The sequence below is a fragment of the Armatimonadota bacterium genome (assembly GCA_028871815.1).
Lineage (GTDB): Bacteria > Armatimonadota > Chthonomonadetes > Chthonomonadales > Chthonomonadaceae > REEB205.
Genome location: JAGWMJ010000005.1, coordinates 100,494 through 118,008, shown reverse-complemented (window position 1 = coordinate 118,008; position 17,515 = coordinate 100,494). Strand labels below are relative to the sequence as shown.

Here is a 17,515-nt window from a genome sequence, read left to right as displayed (position 1 = left end):
TCTGCGGCTTCAGCAGCAGAATACCGGGGATGCCTCGCGTGCATTCCGCGCGGGCCATCGCCGGTATTTCGTTCTCCATCGCCGGTCGGAGAGAGGTGCGAGCGCCTATTCCATCGGATCGATATCCGGCACCTCGGAAAGGTCGGCATCCAGATCGTCGCCGTCGCCGAAAGCCACGTCGTCCATGTCCAGCACGTCGGTATCGAGCTCGCGGCGCGGAGCCTCAACGTAGTCGTCATCATCGTCCATGCTGGTCGATGATGGCCCTAGCGTTATGATGGCCATACCTTCCAGATCTTCCGGAACGGCAGAGAGCAGCTCCTGGCGCTGTCGCTCAGCCATTATCATCTCGTCGTCGCTGCCGATGCGCAGCTGGCGGTCGTCACGGCGAACGGGAGCCACAATCAGCGGCGTACCATCGGCTGTGGCCAGCTCCAGGCTGCGGTATGATGGCAGTCCAGTTCCGGCCGGTATCAGCCGACCGATAATCACATTCTCTTTAAGGCCGACCAGGTCGTCCTTCTTGCCTCGAACGGCCGCTTCCGTCAACACGCGCGTGGTCTTCTGGAACGAGGCTGCCGAAAGGAAGCTTTCCGTTGCCAGAGATGCGTCCGTGATGCCGAGCAGCACCCAGTCGGCAGTTGCCGGCTGGCCGTCGGCGTTCACCGTGCGCGTGTTTTCATCCTCAAACACAAACTTGTCAACGTACTGGCCCGGAAGAAACCGGCTGTCTCCAGGATTGCGGACCTTCCGCTTACGGAGCATTTGGCGCACAATCACTTCGACATGCTTGTCGTTGATCTCCACGCCCTGGCTCTTGTAGACGCTTTGAATCTCGCGAACGAGGTAATCCTGGACGCCGCGCGGGCCCTGCAGCTCCAGCACCTTGTGCGGATCGAGCGGACCTTCCGTGAGCCTGTCACCCGGCAACACCGTCTGCCCTTCGGTAACCTCAAGGTTTCCGCGATAGGGCACCAGTGAAACCTTGTAGAGGGCCAGGCTTCGGATCCCCATCTGCAGAATCTTCCTGAGCTCCTTGTCGGTAATCTGCTGATCGGGCCGCAACAGAGTGTTCCCTGTTTCGTCCAGGATCTCTTCCGCCGATACCGCATCGGTTCCCAGCCCGCAGTGGGGCAGGTTCTCGTTCAAATCCTGTCGCGTTCGCACCACTACGCGGCGTAGACCAGCGGTTTCGATGCGCTCAACCAGCCCGCCGACCTCTGTGATAATCGCCTGACCCTTAGGCCGACGCGCCTCGAACAGCTCCTGAACCCGCAGCAGTCCGTGCACCTGGTCTTCCAGCACCTTCAGGAAGGCCTGGATTGAGCGGGATCGTTCGCGGTCGTGGCGTCGCTGTTCCAGCGAGTCCGTCTCCGACTCAGCGCGCATGCCGCGCAGGCTGGATGGTAGGTCACCCGGTCGCGCGCTGCGGCCACCTCGCGCTGCGGAGGTCTCTTCCAGGCTGACAACCCCGAGCCGGATATCCTGATGGAGCTCGCGCAGCGTCGACTGGCGCTTCTCTTTCACGTTGGCGACGCCCGTGAGGTGCTTACCGGCGACGCCTCCAGTATGGAAGGTACGCATCGTCAGCTGAGTGCCCGGTTCGCCGATCGACTGTGCGGCGATTATTCCGGTGGCGATTCCGATATCAACCAGTCGCCCCGTTGCCAGGTCGCGGCCATAGCAGCGTGCGCAGACGCCCTGTCGGAGCTCACACGTGAGTACCGAGCGTACCCACACGCCAAGCGATCGCGTGATCTCGGTAATCTTGTCGGCTGGTCGAATCCGGTCTGTGGTATGGAGCACCCGAACATCTTCCAGCAGAATTGCCTCGGCGCCCGCCACGGTGGTGTTCTGTCCTTCACGCGCCACGATATTCGCCCTCGCGTAGTCGTGCCGGCCGATCAGTTCACCAGTCCGCGGGTCCACAGTGTCGTACCCAGACTGGGTGTCCGCTGCCTCCACAGGCACCAGGTCTTGAGCAATTATGCGGATATCGTTCAGCAGCCGAGCCGTGCTGTCCGGCATCATCTCGTCGGCCGGACACATCAGTTCACCCGTTATGGGGTTTATCACGTCGTGCGTGGGGCACCGCCCCTTGAGCCGGTCACCCAACTCTTCCAGGACTTCGGTGCCTTCCAGAATCTCAGCCAGGTTTACGCCGCTGGTTGTGTAGCAATCCACGTCGCGCACGATCACATCTTGAGCAACATCCACCAACCTGCGCGTCAGGTAGCCCGCGTCCGCGGTGCGGAGCGCCGTGTCAGCCATCCCCTTGCGGGCACCGTGCGTTGAGATGAAGAACTCAAGGACATTGAGACCCTCGTGGAAGTTCGACTTGATCGGGAGGTCCTCGATCAGGTTGCCGAACGGGTCGGTCATCAATCCGCGCATTCCCGAAAGCTGCGTAAACTGCTTCCAGCTTCCGCGCGCTCCGGAGTCGGTGATGATGTAGAGCGGATTGTTGGCCTCGAATTGAGCCTGGATGCTCTTTCCGACATCATCCGACGCCTTCAGCCACTTCTCCAGAATCTTGGATTTGCGCTCTGCGCTGGAGAGTGAGCCGCGATTGTAACTCCGGTTGATCTGGTTCACTTCGGTCTGCGCGGTTTGGATGATGGAGTCACGCGACTCCGCCGGCACATCCATGTCGGTCATCGAGATCGTGATACCGGCTTTGGTGGCGTACTTGAATCCCAGCGCCTTCAGGTCGTCCAGGAAGTTGACGCAGCACTCCTTGCCTTCGGCCTCGTAGACCGCGGTGACAACCTCGCCAATCTCCTTCTTGTTGATCGTGGTAAAGAGGCTGCGGTCGCGGTAGCGCAGGCGCAGCGGCAGGATCTGGTTGAACAGCAGCCGTCCCGCTGTGGTACATGTAGCTGGGTCCGGCAAGCCGTTCGGGCCAAGCGTGCCGACCGTGCGGCGCTCGCGACCGCCGGCTGCTCCATCCGGCGCCGTGGCGATGCGCACGATGATCGGTTCGTGAAGGGTAATGGCGCCAGTCTCATACGCCAGCATCGCCTCTTCTGGCGTGCCGAAGAGGCGCTGCCGCGACGGCGTCGGATCTGTAGGGACGCGCATCATGGTGATGTAGTACGAACCCAGGATGATGTCTTTATCCGGCGCCACAATCGGCCCGCCGTTAGCGGGGCTGAACAGGTTGTGGCTGGAGAGCATCAGCACGCGGGCCTCGGCCTGCGCGTATGCCGAAAGCGGCACATGCACCGCCATCTGATCGCCATCAAAATCAGCGTTGAACGCTTTACATACCAGTGGATGAACCTGAATGGCCTTGCCATCCACCAGTACCGGCTCGAACGCCTGTATGCCCAGGCGGTGGAGGGTTGGTGCGCGGTTCAACAGTACCGGGTGCTCACCGATGACATGCTCAAGCGCATCCCAGACTTCGGGCAGCATCTTCTCGATCATCCGCTTTGCGGCTTTGATATTGCTGGTAAACCCACGCAGAACCAGCGTCTTCATCACGAAAGGCTTGAACAGCTCCAGCGCCATCTCTTTCGGCAGCCCGCACTGGTGCAGCTTGAGGTGTGGCCCCACCACGATTACGGAGCGGCCACTATAGTCGACGCGCTTGCCAAGCAGGTTCTTGCGAAACCGTCCTTCTTTGCCTTTCAGCATGTCGCTGAGTGACTTCAGCGCACGGTTGTTGCTGCCCACCACCGGCCTTTGTCGCCGGCCGTTGTCGATGAGCGCATCCACCGCTTCCTGCAGAAGCCGCTTTTCGTGATTGACGATGCTTTCGGGCGCGCGTATCTCGGTAATCTTCTTCAGGCGGTTGTTTCGGTTGATGATCCGGCGGTACAGGTCGTTCAGGTCGGAGGTGGCGAACCGGCCACCATCCAGTTGAACCATGGGGCGCAGCTCCGGCGAAATGACGGGCACGCAGTCCATGACCATCCACTGCGGCTGAGCTTTTGACGCGATGAACGCTTCCGACATCTCAAGACGTTTGATAGCGCGAACACGCCGGGGCCCCTGTACGTTGGCTATCTCTTCACGCAACGTGCGCGACAGCCGCTCGAGGTCTACCTCAGCCAACAACTCCTTGACGGCCGTACCGCCCAGTCCGGCGTGGACGGCCTGCGTCCAGTCATCGCCGGTCCGTTGGGTCAACACCTCAATCAGTCGCTCAAGCGAGCGAAACTGATCCTCCGAAATCAACGCCCGCTTCTCCAGCTTGTTGAGCAGCACTACCGAGCCTTCGGTCGGGTCGGTGAGGTCGATGATGCGCCCCTCCAGCTCCTGCTGCTCCTGATTGATGCGCTCGGCCAGGTAGGCACGCTTCTGCTTTATCGTATCCTCATCCCAGATATTCAACTCTTCCGTGGAGTACTCGGAGATATGCTCGGGCGCCTTGTGCAGCTCCAGCTCGCGCGCGAACTCCTCTTCCAGCAGCGCCGGAATACTCTCTGCCTCACGGGTGAGCGATTCAACCTCGGCGGCGACGGCGGCCTGTATCTCGGGCTGATTTGCCGCGATCATCGGCCGATCCACCCGGGTTACGATATACGACGCGAAATAGAGCACCTTTTCCAGCAAGCGCGGGCTGATGTCCAGCAGCAATGCCAGTGGGCTCGGCACGCCCTTGAGGTACCAGATGTGGCACACCGGAGCCGCGAGCAGGATGTGGCCCATTCGCTCACGGCGGACTTTCGAGCGAGTTACTTCAACACCGCACCGCTCGCAGACTACGCCCTTGTACTTCACCTTGCGGTAGCGGCCGCAATGGCACTCCCAGTCCTTTACGGGACCGAAAATCCGCTCGCAAAACAGCCCGTCCCGCTCCGGCTTGTAGGTGCGGTAGTTTATGGTCTCGGGCTTCTTGACCTCGCCTTTCGACCACTCTTCGATCTCTTTGGGAGATGCGATACCAATCCGGATCTTAGAGAACGTACTGGCGTCCGCCATCGCTGCGATACCTCCGGCCAATGCTCAAACAGAGACAGGTAGCGCCGACCTCTCAGCCGCGCGAAAGGGTTGAGAGGTCGGCGGAAGTTGATCCGGTAAAGCTACAAGACGTCGTCGGACTCCATCTTCAATCCGCGCGACCGCTGACGCGTCAGGTTCTTCACGGGGTCGCCGTGCCGGTCCAGGTCGTCATCGTGGTCGCGCAGATCGATCGGGTTATCTGCGGCATCCAGAACCGTAACCTTGAGCGCCAGGCTCTGAAGTTCGTTAACCAGGATCTTGAACGACTCTGGAACGCCCGGCTCAAGGATGCTGTCGCCCTTCACGATGCTCTCGTACGTTTTGACGCGGCCCTGCACGTCGTCGGATTTGATGGTGAGGATCTCCTGGAGGGTATACGCCGCGCCGTATGCTTCCAGCGCCCACACCTCCATTTCACCAAACCGCTGCCCGCCGAACTGTGCCTTGCCGCCCAGCGGCTGCTGTGTAACCAGCGAGTATGGGCCGGTTGACCGGGCATGGATCTTGTCATCCACAAGGTGGGCTAACTTCAGCATGTAGATAATGCCTACGGTTACGGGCATATCGAAAAACTCGCCGGTCAGTCCGTCAACCAGTCGCGTTTTGCCGGTAAGCGGATCATAGCTGGCGCGTGCCCAGGCGTTTTCCTTGATGCGCTCCACGATTGCCGATACGTCGTAGTCAGGGCCCATCGGCCCGGCTGGAGCGCCATCTTCAGCCGGCTGGGGAATGGGCACAGGCGGGCCACCCACAATGCGACTCACCGCCTCCAGTGCTTCCGGATTCAGCGACTGCAGGCGCTCGCCGATCTGCAGCAGCATGTCGCCGGTGGCCGCGCCGGAACTGAAGCGCATATCCAGGCGGAGTTCGCTGTTGACGTAATTCTCCAGCACGCTTTTGCGAAAGTGTTCGGCCAGGCGCCACATTTCGCCGCGTATCTCGGATTCGGTCGATCCCTCGAACGCCGGGCTCACAAATGTGCAGTTCAGGTGGTGGCCCACATAACCCAGGTGTGTTTCAAGCACCTGTCCGATGTTCATTCGCGATGGGACGCCGAGCGGGTTGAGCACGATGTCCACCGGCGTGCCGTCCGGCAGGAACGGCATGTCTTCCGTCGGCAGGATCTTGCTGACAACACCTTTGTTGCCGTGACGACCCGCCATCTTGTCGCCTTCCATGATCTTGCGCTTCTGCGCCAGGTAGACACGGACCATCATGTTCACGCCCGGATTCAGTTCGTCTGCCTGAAGCCGCAGCAGGTCGCCGCCGCTCGAATCCTGCTCACCGTCGGTCGCCTTCTTGCAGAAGTTGTAGATCCGCCGATCTCGCGAGCCCTGATACTTGAAGCGACTGAAAACCTTCACATCCACCACACGTCCGCCGTTGCCGTGGGGAACGCGCAGCGAAACGTCGCGCGTCTCTTCGGCTTTCTTGCCGAAGATAGCGATGATGAGCCGCTCCTCAGCCGTCAACTCGCCCTGACCCTTCGGTGCAACTTCGCCGAGAAGGATATCTTCCGGGTGCACTTCGGCGCCGATGCGGACGATGCCGTCTTCGTCCAGATCCTTGAGCATCTCCTCACCCACGTTGGGGATATCTCGCGTGATCTCTTCCGGTCCTAGCTTGGTGTCGCGCGCTTCGCGGTCAAACTCTTCGATATGGATCGACGTGAAAACGTCGTCTTTGACCAGCCGCTCGGAGAGCAGGATGGCGTCTTCAAAGTTGTAACCGCCCCAGGGCATAAACGCAACGAGCACGTTTTGGCCCAGCGCCAGCTCGCCGTGATCTGTACACGGACCGTCGGTAAGCACCTGACCCTGGCGAACGCGCTGCCCGTTGTTGACCACGGGACGCTGCGTGATGCATGTAGAGTTGTTGGAGCGCAGCAGGTTGATCAGCCGATAGTTGTCTATCTTGCCGTCTTCCGTGAGCACGTCGATCTGGTCCGCGGTTACGCGCTTCACCACGCCGCTGCGCCGCGCCAGGATCATCGCGCCGGAATCCCGGGCAGTCCGGCGTTCCATGCCGGTCTTCACAATCGGGGCGGTGGGCCGCAAGGTGGGAACGGCCTGCCGCTGCATGTTGGCGCCCATCAGTGCCCGCGTGGCTTCATCATTCTCGATGAACGGAATCATGGCGGTGGCAATGGAGATGAGCTGCACGGGCGCCACATCCATGTACTCCACCTTGGAGCGGCTGACCACGGGGTAAGCGTCCTCGAAGCGGACCTGCACTTCGCCTTCTTCAAAGCGTCCGTGCTCGTCCAGTTTCAGGTTCGCGGGTGCTATGTGGTAGCGGAAATCCTCATCGGCTGTCATCCAGACGATGTCACCGGTCACCACGCCGCCATTTACCTTTCGATAGGGCGTTTCAATAAAGCCATACTCGTCAACGCGAGCGTGCACGGCCAGCGAGCCGATGAGGCCGATGTTTGGCCCTTCCGGCGTCTCGATGGGGCAGATGCGCCCATAGTGGCTGTGGTGAACGTCGCGCACCTCGAGTTTGGCGCTCTGGCGTGACAGGCCGCCGGGCCCCAACGCCGAGAGCTTGCGCTTTGCCGTAATCTCTGCCAGCGGATTCGTCTGATCCATAAACTGGCTCAACTGACTGCTGCCGAAGAAGCTCTTGATACTGGCGCTGATCGGCTTGACGCTGAGAACCGTTTGTGCGGAGACGTTTTCGGCATCCGCAGAGGCCATCCGCTCGCGGGCTACCTTCTCCATCCGCATGAAGCCCATGCGCAGCTGCGACGCCAGCAGCTCGCCTACACTACGAACGCGCTTGTTCTCGAGATGGTCGATATCGTCTTTGGTGCCCTTGCCGGCGTTCAGATTGATGATGTATCGCAGAATGCCGACAAGATCCTCCCTGCACAAAGTGCGGGCGGAAAGGGGAAGCGTCTGCTCCAGCTTCTTGTTGATCTTGAACCGTCCCACCTTGGCGGTGTCGTAGCGACGAGGGTCGTAGAACGTGCCAAGGATGAGGGTGCGCGCCGATTCATACGTGGACGGCTCGGAGGGTCGCACCGTCTTCTGAATATCCAGCAGCGCCTGCGTAATCACCGACGTCCTGTAGGCTTCGTCGTCGTTTTTGCCCGGGTCAGGCTCGTTGTTGATGTCAATCGCCAGCGTCGCCGCTACGTAAGGGCTCAGTTGAATGATATCTACCGAATCCAGGCCCAACTCGCTAATGGCGGTCGCCGATGTACGGTCCAGCGCCTGGTAGGCGCGCGCGATCACCTTTCCTTTGGCGTCAGTAACATCCTGAGCCAAACGCACTCCTGTGAGCGCTTCGGGAGTAACCTCGGTGAGTTTTGCCTTCTGGCCGAATGCGCGTACGATATCCAGCGTGGTGACGCTGGGCGTTTCAACCACCACCTCGTGGCTGTCGCCAAGCTTTGCAGCCAGTTCCGTGAGGCGGGCCTGCGTGGCGGCTGTGCCGGCGCTGGCGAGAACCTCGCCGGTTTTGCTATCCGCAACAGCCTCGGCGAAGACGCGCGTCAGGAATCCGCTGGCGACTGGACCCTTGTCGGGCGAGCCGTCTACGAGATTCGGCTTGGAATAGATCAAGGCGCTGTTGATCGCCGCCGATATCGGCATGCGCAACGGCAGGCGAGCCGGCGCAAACTCGTTCAGCGCGCGCAGCAGCGTGGTGAGCGGTATCTTCTTCAGTTGACCGATGCGCAGCGTTACCTTGCAGTCATCGTCGGCTTCCACTTCAATCCACGCGCCCTCTTGGGGAATGATCTTGGCGTGGTAGAGAAACCTGCCCGAATACGAGATGTCATCTTCAAAGTAGACGCCGGGCGAGCGCGCCAGCTGGCTTACCACCACCCGCTCGGCGCCGTTGATGACAAAGGTGCCCTTATCCGTCATCAGCGGCAGATCGCCGAGATAGACCTCGCTCCTTACGCGCTCGTCGTTGGAGTGTACAACTGAGATGGAGGCCTTGATCGGCGCCTCAAAGGTCATGTCGCGATCGCGACACTCCTCCACCGAGTACTTCGGCTCGCCAATGGTAAAATCTTCGAGATAGATCTCGGTTTTGCCTTGAAAGTCTCGAATGGGCGAAAAGCTCTCAAATAGCTCGTGCAGGCCTTCTTCCAGAAACCACTTGTACGAATCCAACTGAAGCTCAACCAGGCTGGGGATCTCGACCACGTGGGAAACACGCTTGGTGGCGTGCTGAATTTCCTTCAACAGAAAGCCCTCCTATTTCTGAACACGAAACGATAGTTTACCACGTTGCGCACATACCGGTCAATGGCGTCAAGCCTCAAAACGGCCGGTCACGCCGACCGTTTCGCCACTGGCGCGTGTCGGCAGGGTGTGTGAAACCCAAATGGGTATTCAAGTGTGATGCAGCGGTAATACACGCCTCCCGCCAGCCGCCCGATTTGCAACCGAACGAGGTCTGGGCGCCTGTTGCGCCAAAATGGCAAAGCCGCTAGACTATAAATACGAATCTATTCGGAATGTTGCGCCAGATGTTGCAAGTTTTGCAGGCCGCCGGCGCCTAAACCTTCCGTTCCGGAGTGTACCAAGTTGAAACTGCATGAGTATCAGGCAAAAGAGGTTTTCGCACGGTGGGGCGTGGCCGTGCCGGCAAATGCCGGGGTCATCGTCGAAGCCGCTGAGGCCGCCGCGGCCGTTGAGCGGCTTGGCGGCGCCGGTGTGCTGAAAGCCCAGGTCCATACTGGGGGCCGGGGCAAAGCCGGTGGCATTCGTGTGGTGCACTCGGCATCAGAGGCTGTGGAGGTCGCCGGCCAACTGCTGGGGATGCTTCTCAAGACCAAACAGGCGCCGGACGGCCTCCGCATCGACCGGCTGCTTATTGAAGCGCCCATTGAGATTACGAGCGAATACTATCTTGGGATTGTGCCGGACCGGACAACCCGCCATAACGTGGTGATGCTGAGCGCCAAGGGCGGCATGGATATAGAGCAGGTGGCTGAAGAGACGCCGGAGGCCATCGTAAAGGTGGACGTCGATCCGCTCGTCGGCTTGTGCGAATTTGCCCTGCGAGACGCAGCGTACCGCGCCGGTCTTAACCGCGCGGCTGTCAATAGAATCGTAACGCTTGGCGCGCAGCTCTACAAGTGCTTTACCGCCATGGATGGCGCGCTCGTTGAAGTCAATCCACTAGCCATCACGGCCGATGGCGCCGTAGTTGCCGCCGACGCCAAGTTTGAGGTGGATGACAGCGCTCTGTTCCGCCATCCGGAACTGGCGCAGTGGGCCGAATCGGCGGAAGAGGATCCGATAGAGGCCGAGGCCCACAAACAGGATATTGCGTACGTGCATTTAGGTGGAGATATCGGCATCATCTGCAACGGCGCCGGCCTCACCATGACAACCATGGACGAGGTGAAGCGCGCGGGTGGGTCTCCCGCTAACTTTCTGGATGTAGGCGGCGGAGCGCAAGCCGAGCGTGTTCGCAGCTGCATCAACCTGGTGATGAGTGACACGAACGTGCGCGGCATCCTCATCAACATTTTTGGCGGCATAACGCGCTGTGATGAGGTGGCGCACGGCATACTGAGCGCGATCGATGGTGTGGAGTTGAAGCTGCCGATTGTGGTTCGCCTGGCCGGCACGCGCGCCGAGGAGGGGGCCGCTATTCTCAAAGGCAGCCGCCTCATCCCGATGGCAACCATGGAAGAGGCTGCCGCGCGGATCGTCGCCCTGTCGAGGTAGCTGGGGCTAGAAGAGCAGGCGGTGGTGCCTGATGCCTACCGATTGCAACAGGCCCACGGCGATAAGTGTAGAGACGACGTTGCTGCCCCCCACCGAGATCAGCGGCAGCGGCACCCCGGTTACCGGCATGATGCCCACATTCATGCCGATATTCACCAGCACATGCACTGCCAACATCGTTACGATTCCGGTGGCGATCATCTGGCCGAGAAAATCCTGTGAAGCCGCCGCCACAACAAGCGCACCGCGCCACAATAGCGCTACGTAAAGGCCGATAACGGCGAGTGCGCCTACAAAGCCCCACTCTTCACCGATATCGGTGAATATGAAGTCCGATTGCCGCTCCGGTATATACCCGCCATGAACCTCGGTGCCTTTGAGGTAGCCCTGGCCCCACATCTGGCCGGAACCGATCGCGATGCGCGCCTGAAGGATGTGATATCCGGCCTCCTTGGGTTCGGCTTCCGGATTGACAAATGCGATGAGCCGGTTCTTTTGGTAGTGCTTCAACACCCGCCCGCTGAACCAGAGCCCCACGAACAGTACGGCGCCAATCGCCAGGAGACCGCCGATATGCCGGAGGCGACCACCGGCCATGAACACCATGCCTAGCCATATTGCAAATATGACCAGCGCTGTACCAAGATCCGGCTGCTTGAAGATAAGAGCCATCGGTACAGCTACCCACGCCAGGGAGAGCAGCACCGTCCGGAGTTCGCCGATCTCTTCCTGCCGGTTCTTGAGGAAAACAGCCAGGCCATAGATGACGACGAGCTTCGCAAACTCGGACGGCTGAAACGGAAAGCCTCCGATGCGGATCCAGCGGGCGGCTCCGTTGGTTGCCGGTGCGGCTTTCAGCACAATAATGAGGAGAATCAGGGTGGCAACGTACAGGCGGGTGCAGTAGCGCGTATAGCGATGAAAATCGACGCGCATCGCAGCGACCAGCGCAAAGCAGCCAAGCACAATTGCCAACAACTGTTTTTTCCAGGCCTCGCCCGGAAGGCCGCGGGTAGCGCTGAAGATGAACACAATGCCGAGTGCGCACAGCACTGCGGTAATGGCAAAAAGCGCCCAATCCACCGTGCGCCGGTAGCGAGAATCGAGCAGCTGCGCAATCACGAACTTCGGCGCGCAAGCTCAATCGCATCCCAGATGCGATCGGCAACAGCCCGCTTTGGCATCACATCGTGCTCTTCACTCCGCCCGTCCGGCCAGATGATGGTAATGGCATTGGTGTCGGTCTCAAAGCCGGCGCCGCGGCGCATTACGTTGTTTCCAACCACCAGATCGAGTGCCTTGGATTTTAGTTTCTGGCGCGCATGGGCTGCGAGGTCGTGCGTTTCGGCGGCGAAGCCCACGATGGTCTGGCCCGGGCGACGTGCCGCGGAGATATCTGCGAGGATGTCGGGCGTTCGCACGAACTCCACCGTCAGCTTCTCGCCGCTCTGCAGCTTCTTCAGTTTTGCCGAGGCGGGCGCCACGGGCGTGTAGTCGGCTACCGCGGCCGCCGCGATAATCACATCGGTTTCGCCGCACAGGTCGAGCGCCAAAGCATGCATCTCTGCTGCTGACGATGCGCGCACCACGCGGATGCCGGCCGGCTCTGGCGCCGTGGTGAAGCCTGCCAGGACGGTCACAGCGGCGCCGCGCTCCCTGGCAACTTCGGCGAGGGCAAAGCCCATCTTTCCGCTGGAGCGGTTAGATAGAAACCGGATGGGGTCCAGCGGCTCACGCGTGGCGCCGGCGGTAATCAGCACACGTAGGCCGGCGAGGCTGGTGGACACAGCAAGGCGGCTCTGTACTTCGGCCATTATCGTGGCCACGTTGGCAAGCCGTCCTTCGCCAATATCGCCACATGCAAGAAGGCCGGAGTCGGGCGGTATCAACTGCACCCCGCGCTTCTGCAGCAGCTCAACATTGGCCCGCGTTGCGGCATGCTCCCACATCGCCGTGTTCATGGCTGGTGCAGCTAGCACCGGTGTCTGTTTGGGCACAGCCAGCAAGCATGTGGTAACGATGTCATCGGCGATGCCGGCAGCCATTTTGGCAAGCAGGTTTGCCGTCGCTGGCGCTACAAGTACCAGAGCGGCGTGTTGCGCCACTGCAATGTGTGCCATCCGGTGCGCGATCGGCTCATCAAATACGTCGGTCAGCGGATCCGAGCCTGTCAGGCCGCGGAACGTGGCCGGCCCTATGAATCTCGTCGCGGAGGCCGTTAGGGCCACGGTCACCTCAGCGCCCAGCTTCAGCAGGCCGCTGCAGAGGTCCGCGGCTTTGTATGCCGCTATACTGCCGCCAACACACAACAGGATCGACGGCCCGGAATGCTCAGCCATTTCGTGGCGCCACCAGCTCGCGTTGAAGGCCGGACGCCAGGGATGCCGCGGCCACCGGATCGATGCGAAGGCGCTCTGAACGCACCACCTCCGAAAGCTGCGCAGCGGCCGCATCCAGTTGCTGGTTTACAATCAGGTAGTCGTACTCCGGAACGCTGGCAAGCTCCTCAACGGCTATCGCCAGCCGGGCTGCGATCTTCTCGGCGCTAAAGTCGGGCCGGTTCTCAAGCCGCCGTCGCAGTTCGGCGAAGCTGGGTGGCGCTACATAGATCAACACGGCATCGGGAATACTTGCCCGCGCCTTTAGCGCGCCCTTCACTTCGATAATCAGCATCACGTCGATGCCCGTAGACAGCAAGTGCACCACCGGATCCCGGAGCGTGCCGTACCAGTTGCCGCCATATTCCGCGGATTCGAGAAAATCTCCGCTGCTTACCGATTCGGAGAAACGTTCCTCGCTCCAAAAGTGGTAGTCAACGCCGTCGCGCTCACCCAGGCGCGGCTTCCGCGTGGTGCAGCTGACGCTTCGCTCCATCTGGCTCAGCTGCTGGCGCGACTGTGCAAAGAGCGTGTCCTTACCCACGCCCGATGGACCACTGAGCACGAAAAGCCGCCCAGCGGAACGTACGCATCGGCCCCAGGCGATACCGCGATTCGCTGCCGACTGGTCTGTAGTCATCGGGGCATCAAAATCAGTCGCGATGTTTACCTCCAGCGCGTGCCACGAGGTTTGCGTCCATCAAAACCGCAATGTAGTATATGCCGGCAACTGCCATCGTAACAAACGGGGTGGTATGGAGCCCTCGCCCGGTTCGAAACGCCGGAAAGCCGACCGACGTAGCCGTGAGCACCCAGCCGAATACGCCGTCAAGCACCAGGCAGACAATGCCCTTGAGCGTGTCGTGATTGTGGATCTGTCCGGCGCCCGGGATGAGCATGGAGAGTAGAACGGCCGCGAAGGGATTGACCGGCATCGCCTCCGGATCACCGTGCGACCATTGCTCCTGCCGCATGAGAAGATCCCCAAACTTCCGCTCAGCGCCTACTCGCTTGGGATTGATGGTGACCGCATGCTTGTATGCCGCCATGGCTTCCTGGACTCGTCCAACGCTCTGGTAGAGGTCGCCCAGCATCTCGATCCCGGCCGCGTCGGTAGGGGCCACGTTGATTGCTTCGTGGCATTTGGCGATGGCATCGTTCCACTTTTCGCGTCGCCGAAGCATCTGCGCCTCGCGCAGCATCGTTTCCGCACGTTCGGCCTCCTCACGGGTCACTTCGCGAACCGGTGGAAGGCCCAAATCGACCTGCTTCAGCTCTTCCAGTCGTTTGGACGCATTGGCTGCTGCCAACTCGGCGGCCATCGCTGCAAGCGATTCAAGTGACGCTTTTCCGACCGCAGCGGCTCGTGGTTTGGCAATATCTGCTGGAGGGCGGTCCGCAGCATGCGCGTCACTATCCACGAAGCGGCGGATGGCGTCTGGAGCAAGTCCCAGACGCGCCAACTCCGCCTCTACCTTACGTCGCTGCTGTGGGTCGTCGCGTATCGCGTCGCCGTTACCAGATCCGGTGGCAGGCGTCGGGTTCGAGCTCTGATGCGCTTCCGGAGTTTCCATTGCAGCGTCGTCGTACCGCGATCAGGTCTGGATTTGAAGCGCCGGGCTCTTTGTTGTACGCGTGCGAGCGGAGGTGGTCCGCACGGCCGGCAGCTCCGGTGGGGTGGCAGTGGACTCAACGTCCAGCACCAACTCCAGGCGCTCGGCCGCTGCCCAGAACGTCTCCAGATTGTAGAATTCACGAGCTTCGGCGGCCATCACGTGGGCAACCACGTCGCCATAATCCAGAAGAATCCACGTGCCGTCGCGATATCCTTCAATCCGGTGCTTCCGGTAACCTTGTGCGCGCATTCGCTCCTCCATCCGGTCGGCAATGGAGCGAATCTGCACACTGGATTTGCCTGTACAGATCACAAAGAAGTCGGCAATGATTGTGAGCGGACGTAGGTCCAGCGCCACAATGTCGGACGCGCGCAGTGAGTCGGCCGCTGCGGCCACCAGACGGCATCGGAACTCAGAATCGGTAGTTTGTTCGGCCTGTTTCTTACGCGCCGGCATCGGCTCATCTCCCGCGCACGCCATCAGCGATACAGATTGTGCTGTTCAATATACTCGCAAACGGCGGCCGGTGTTAGCTCACGGATCGACTGGCCTCGTCGAACACGGTCCCGGATATCGCTGGAACTAATACTATTCGGTGGCATCTCGAGGGCCGTTACGCGTGCACCACGGTACGGTACGGAAGCCACAGAATGCGCGGCCGGTTCAGCACAACCACGCGCTGCAACACAAAACCGGACCATCTTGCAAAGTGCGTCGATGCCGCGCCAGCCGGCGAGTTGCGGCAGCGTATCTGCGCCAATTATCTGCCAGAAGTCGGCGCCTGGGTAGCGCAGCAATAGCGCACTCATGGTATCAACGGTATAGTGCGGACCCGGTGGCGCCATCTCGATTTCGCAGCATTCAAATCGCTGGTGGCCAAGAATGGCTAACTGCGCCATCGCCAGCCGATGACCGGGCAGCGCCAGCGCTTCGCCGAACTTGTGCGGCGGGTAGCCATTTGGCATAACCAGCAGCGTATGAAGTCCCAATACCCGAACGGCTTCCTCGGCAACCTGCAGATGCCCAAAGTGGATCGGATTGAACACCCCGCCGAGAACACCAATCCGAACTTGCTGGTTTCCGGCACCTACCAAGCGAGGATCCGGGCGCCGGTTACATCCACAGTCACTCCCGCTAGCGAGGCGGTGCCGGAAATGCTGATGAATTGGAGAGGATGGTCCGTAGACGGGTCGAGGTCGGCGATCGGCACGCTGGCCTGCACCGAGTCCGAGGTCCATTTCGTGGTCAGTCCGGGGGGATCCGCTACGTTCTTGCCACCGGCGCCAACATCCACTTCCAGAGCGGCGTCCGGACTCAAGTCCACCTCCCGAAACGGCCTCACGGTGAACGAGTACCGGAACGCCTGAGTTGGCCGCTGCCGCAGCTCCATCCGGAAATAGACGCGCCGGCTGTCGTGACATACGTACAGGGCACGAATGTCTCCGCTGCCCTGCAGATCTGCCAGCATGTTGTCGCGCACCGGGTCGAGGAGCGCCGGCACCACTGCCGACCACTGAACGTGCTGCAGTCCGGCCTGGTTGGCAAGTATTGGGACGGAACCCTCTTGTATGGTTCCGTACAGTTCGGTTGCGCGGACGAACGATTGCAGAAACGGCTGCATAATCGCCATCTGCGTTGCGTACATACGGATCGCCTGCTCCTTGTTTTCCTCCTGGCCGGTGGTAACTGGAAGCTCTCGCCACTGCGTATCCAGCGCTGCCATTTCGGCCGGCGGAAGGAGCGGGTCGCGGGCGTCCAAGCCCTGCGGCAGCGGCCAGTCGCCGCGGTGGATGAGATAGTGGATAAGCAGAGCCGAACGGGACCATGCCGGCGGACTCGGCCCGTCGCGCACAGTTTGTAGAGCAAGGTCGGTGAACGCCGCTACTGCGCGATGGTCCGGATGATCCTCATCGGGATGGCATACGGCAATCACGGTTGGCTGAAACTGCACCATAATCTGCCGAAGGTCGGCGAGAATGGCGGCGCCACAATACGGTGCGCCCTGCCGATATGCCAGCGTGTAGGGCGATCGCCGGCTGCGCGTATCTCGCGATAGATAGGGATCGAGCGGCGACCAGTGGTTCATCCAGATATGGTTGACGCCACCATCGGGATAACCGAGGAAGTCAACGTTGGCTGATGGTACGCCAAGGACGCGCATGGCGCGCAGCGTCTCTTGCTGGCGCATTTCGCCAAACGCCACATAATTGGCGGGCGTTGGGGTCATCGTGCGGAACTGACGCTTGACGGCAGTGGCAAAGCCATCGCCATTGGTTACAACCACCACGCAGACCGCGCCGCCCGCCTCGAGCGTCTGTTGGATAGCGCCGGAGGCGCCCAGCGCCTCATCGTCCGGGTGTGGCGCAATCACCAGGAAACGGGTACGGCGCGAGAACCCGGCTACGGGCGCAAAGTGCCACGCGTCGCCCACCTCATTGGCAAGGTGGTGCCGGTAAACGAAGGCCGCGCCCTGGCCACCGAAGTAGACCAGCACCACGGTGAGGCCCAGAATCAGCGCGCGGATAGCGCGACGTACCAATCGGGAGGCTGGCCGGAAGCGTTCTGTCAAGGTTCTGCAGTTTCTGCGCCCGGCAAGGTGCGGGCGCAGCGGCTAAACGCGGAGTGAGAGGGATTCGAACCCTCGAGCAAGCTTTCGCCCGCTACACGATTTCCAGTCGTGCTCCTTAGACCAACTCGGACATCACTCCGTAGTGTGCGCGGCTGGTTAGTTTACCCGCTGCTACGGGCCATAGCCGGAAAGGTTTGTGCCGGCATAACGTTGCCGTCTCTGGTATGGCTGCGTCGCAGCCCGAAAGCTGTGGCCGCTACCGCGCGAATACCGTTTAATGCGCGCCGGCGACGGCGCATGCTCCAG

General features: G+C 60.8%; 10 protein-coding genes and 1 tRNA gene. 1 reads left to right on the top strand and 10 read right to left on the bottom strand.

Annotation, left to right across the window (positions count from 1 at the left end; genetic code table 11):
* Positions 1 to 105: 105 nt before the first annotated feature.
* Positions 106 to 4,929, bottom strand: a complete 4,824-nt coding sequence (gene rpoC, locus KGJ62_07930; protein ID MDE2126502.1) for a DNA-directed RNA polymerase subunit beta' — start codon at positions 4,927 to 4,929, stop codon at positions 106 to 108.
* Between the two features lie 101 nt (positions 4,930 to 5,030).
* Positions 5,031 to 9,152: a DNA-directed RNA polymerase subunit beta gene (gene rpoB / locus KGJ62_07925; GenBank protein MDE2126501.1), complete on the bottom strand. Its 4,122-nt coding sequence runs from the start codon at positions 9,150 to 9,152 to the stop codon at positions 5,031 to 5,033.
* Positions 9,153 to 9,494: 342 nt separating this feature from the next.
* Here rpoB and sucC point away from each other — a divergent pair, with 342 nt between their 5' ends.
* Positions 9,495 to 10,646 (top strand): ADP-forming succinate--CoA ligase subunit beta, encoded by a 1,152-nt coding sequence (sucC, locus tag KGJ62_07920; GenBank protein ID MDE2126500.1) that lies wholly within the window; start codon positions 9,495 to 9,497, stop codon positions 10,644 to 10,646.
* Positions 10,647 to 10,652: 6 nt separating this feature from the next.
* Here sucC and rodA read toward each other — a convergent pair whose 3' ends face one another.
* The 8 genes from rodA to KGJ62_07880 all read right to left on the bottom strand — a co-directional run bounded on the left by rodA (position 10,653) and on the right by KGJ62_07880 (position 17,348).
* The gene (gene rodA, locus KGJ62_07915) at positions 10,653 to 11,768 is read right to left on the bottom strand and encodes a rod shape-determining protein RodA (protein ID MDE2126499.1); all 1,116 of its coding nucleotides are present in this window, start codon (positions 11,766 to 11,768) and stop codon (positions 10,653 to 10,655) included.
* On the bottom strand, positions 11,765 to 12,985 hold the full coding sequence (coaBC, locus tag KGJ62_07910) for a bifunctional phosphopantothenoylcysteine decarboxylase/phosphopantothenate--cysteine ligase CoaBC (protein MDE2126498.1): 1,221 nt from the start codon (positions 12,983 to 12,985) through the stop codon (positions 11,765 to 11,767). The genes rodA and coaBC overlap by 4 nt, the downstream gene beginning before the upstream one ends.
* Positions 12,978 to 13,664 carry a guanylate kinase gene (gmk, locus tag KGJ62_07905; protein MDE2126497.1) on the bottom strand — a complete coding sequence of 229 codons (687 nt, stop codon included), beginning with the start codon at positions 13,662 to 13,664 and terminating at the stop codon, positions 12,978 to 12,980. The genes coaBC and gmk overlap by 8 nt, the downstream gene beginning before the upstream one ends.
* A gap of 13 nt (positions 13,665 to 13,677) precedes the next feature.
* Positions 13,678 to 14,598, bottom strand: coding sequence for a tetratricopeptide repeat protein (locus KGJ62_07900; protein ID MDE2126496.1), 921 nt, complete (start codon positions 14,596 to 14,598; stop codon positions 13,678 to 13,680).
* A gap of 21 nt (positions 14,599 to 14,619) precedes the next feature.
* Positions 14,620 to 15,096 (bottom strand): ribosome silencing factor, encoded by a 477-nt coding sequence (rsfS, locus tag KGJ62_07895; GenBank protein ID MDE2126495.1) that lies wholly within the window; start codon positions 15,094 to 15,096, stop codon positions 14,620 to 14,622.
* A gap of 23 nt (positions 15,097 to 15,119) precedes the next feature.
* The gene (nadD, locus tag KGJ62_07890; protein ID MDE2126494.1) at positions 15,120 to 15,734 is read right to left on the bottom strand and encodes a nicotinate-nucleotide adenylyltransferase; all 615 of its coding nucleotides are present in this window, start codon (positions 15,732 to 15,734) and stop codon (positions 15,120 to 15,122) included.
* Complete coding sequence (locus tag KGJ62_07885) at positions 15,728 to 17,179, bottom strand: PIG-L family deacetylase (protein MDE2126493.1); 1,452 nt, start codon at positions 17,177 to 17,179, stop codon at positions 15,728 to 15,730. Before KGJ62_07885 ends, nadD begins: the two co-directional genes overlap by 7 nt.
* Before the next feature lie 79 nt (positions 17,180 to 17,258).
* Positions 17,259 to 17,348: transfer RNA gene (locus tag KGJ62_07880), tRNA-Ser, on the bottom strand.
* Between the last annotated feature and the right edge of the window lie 167 nt (positions 17,349 to 17,515).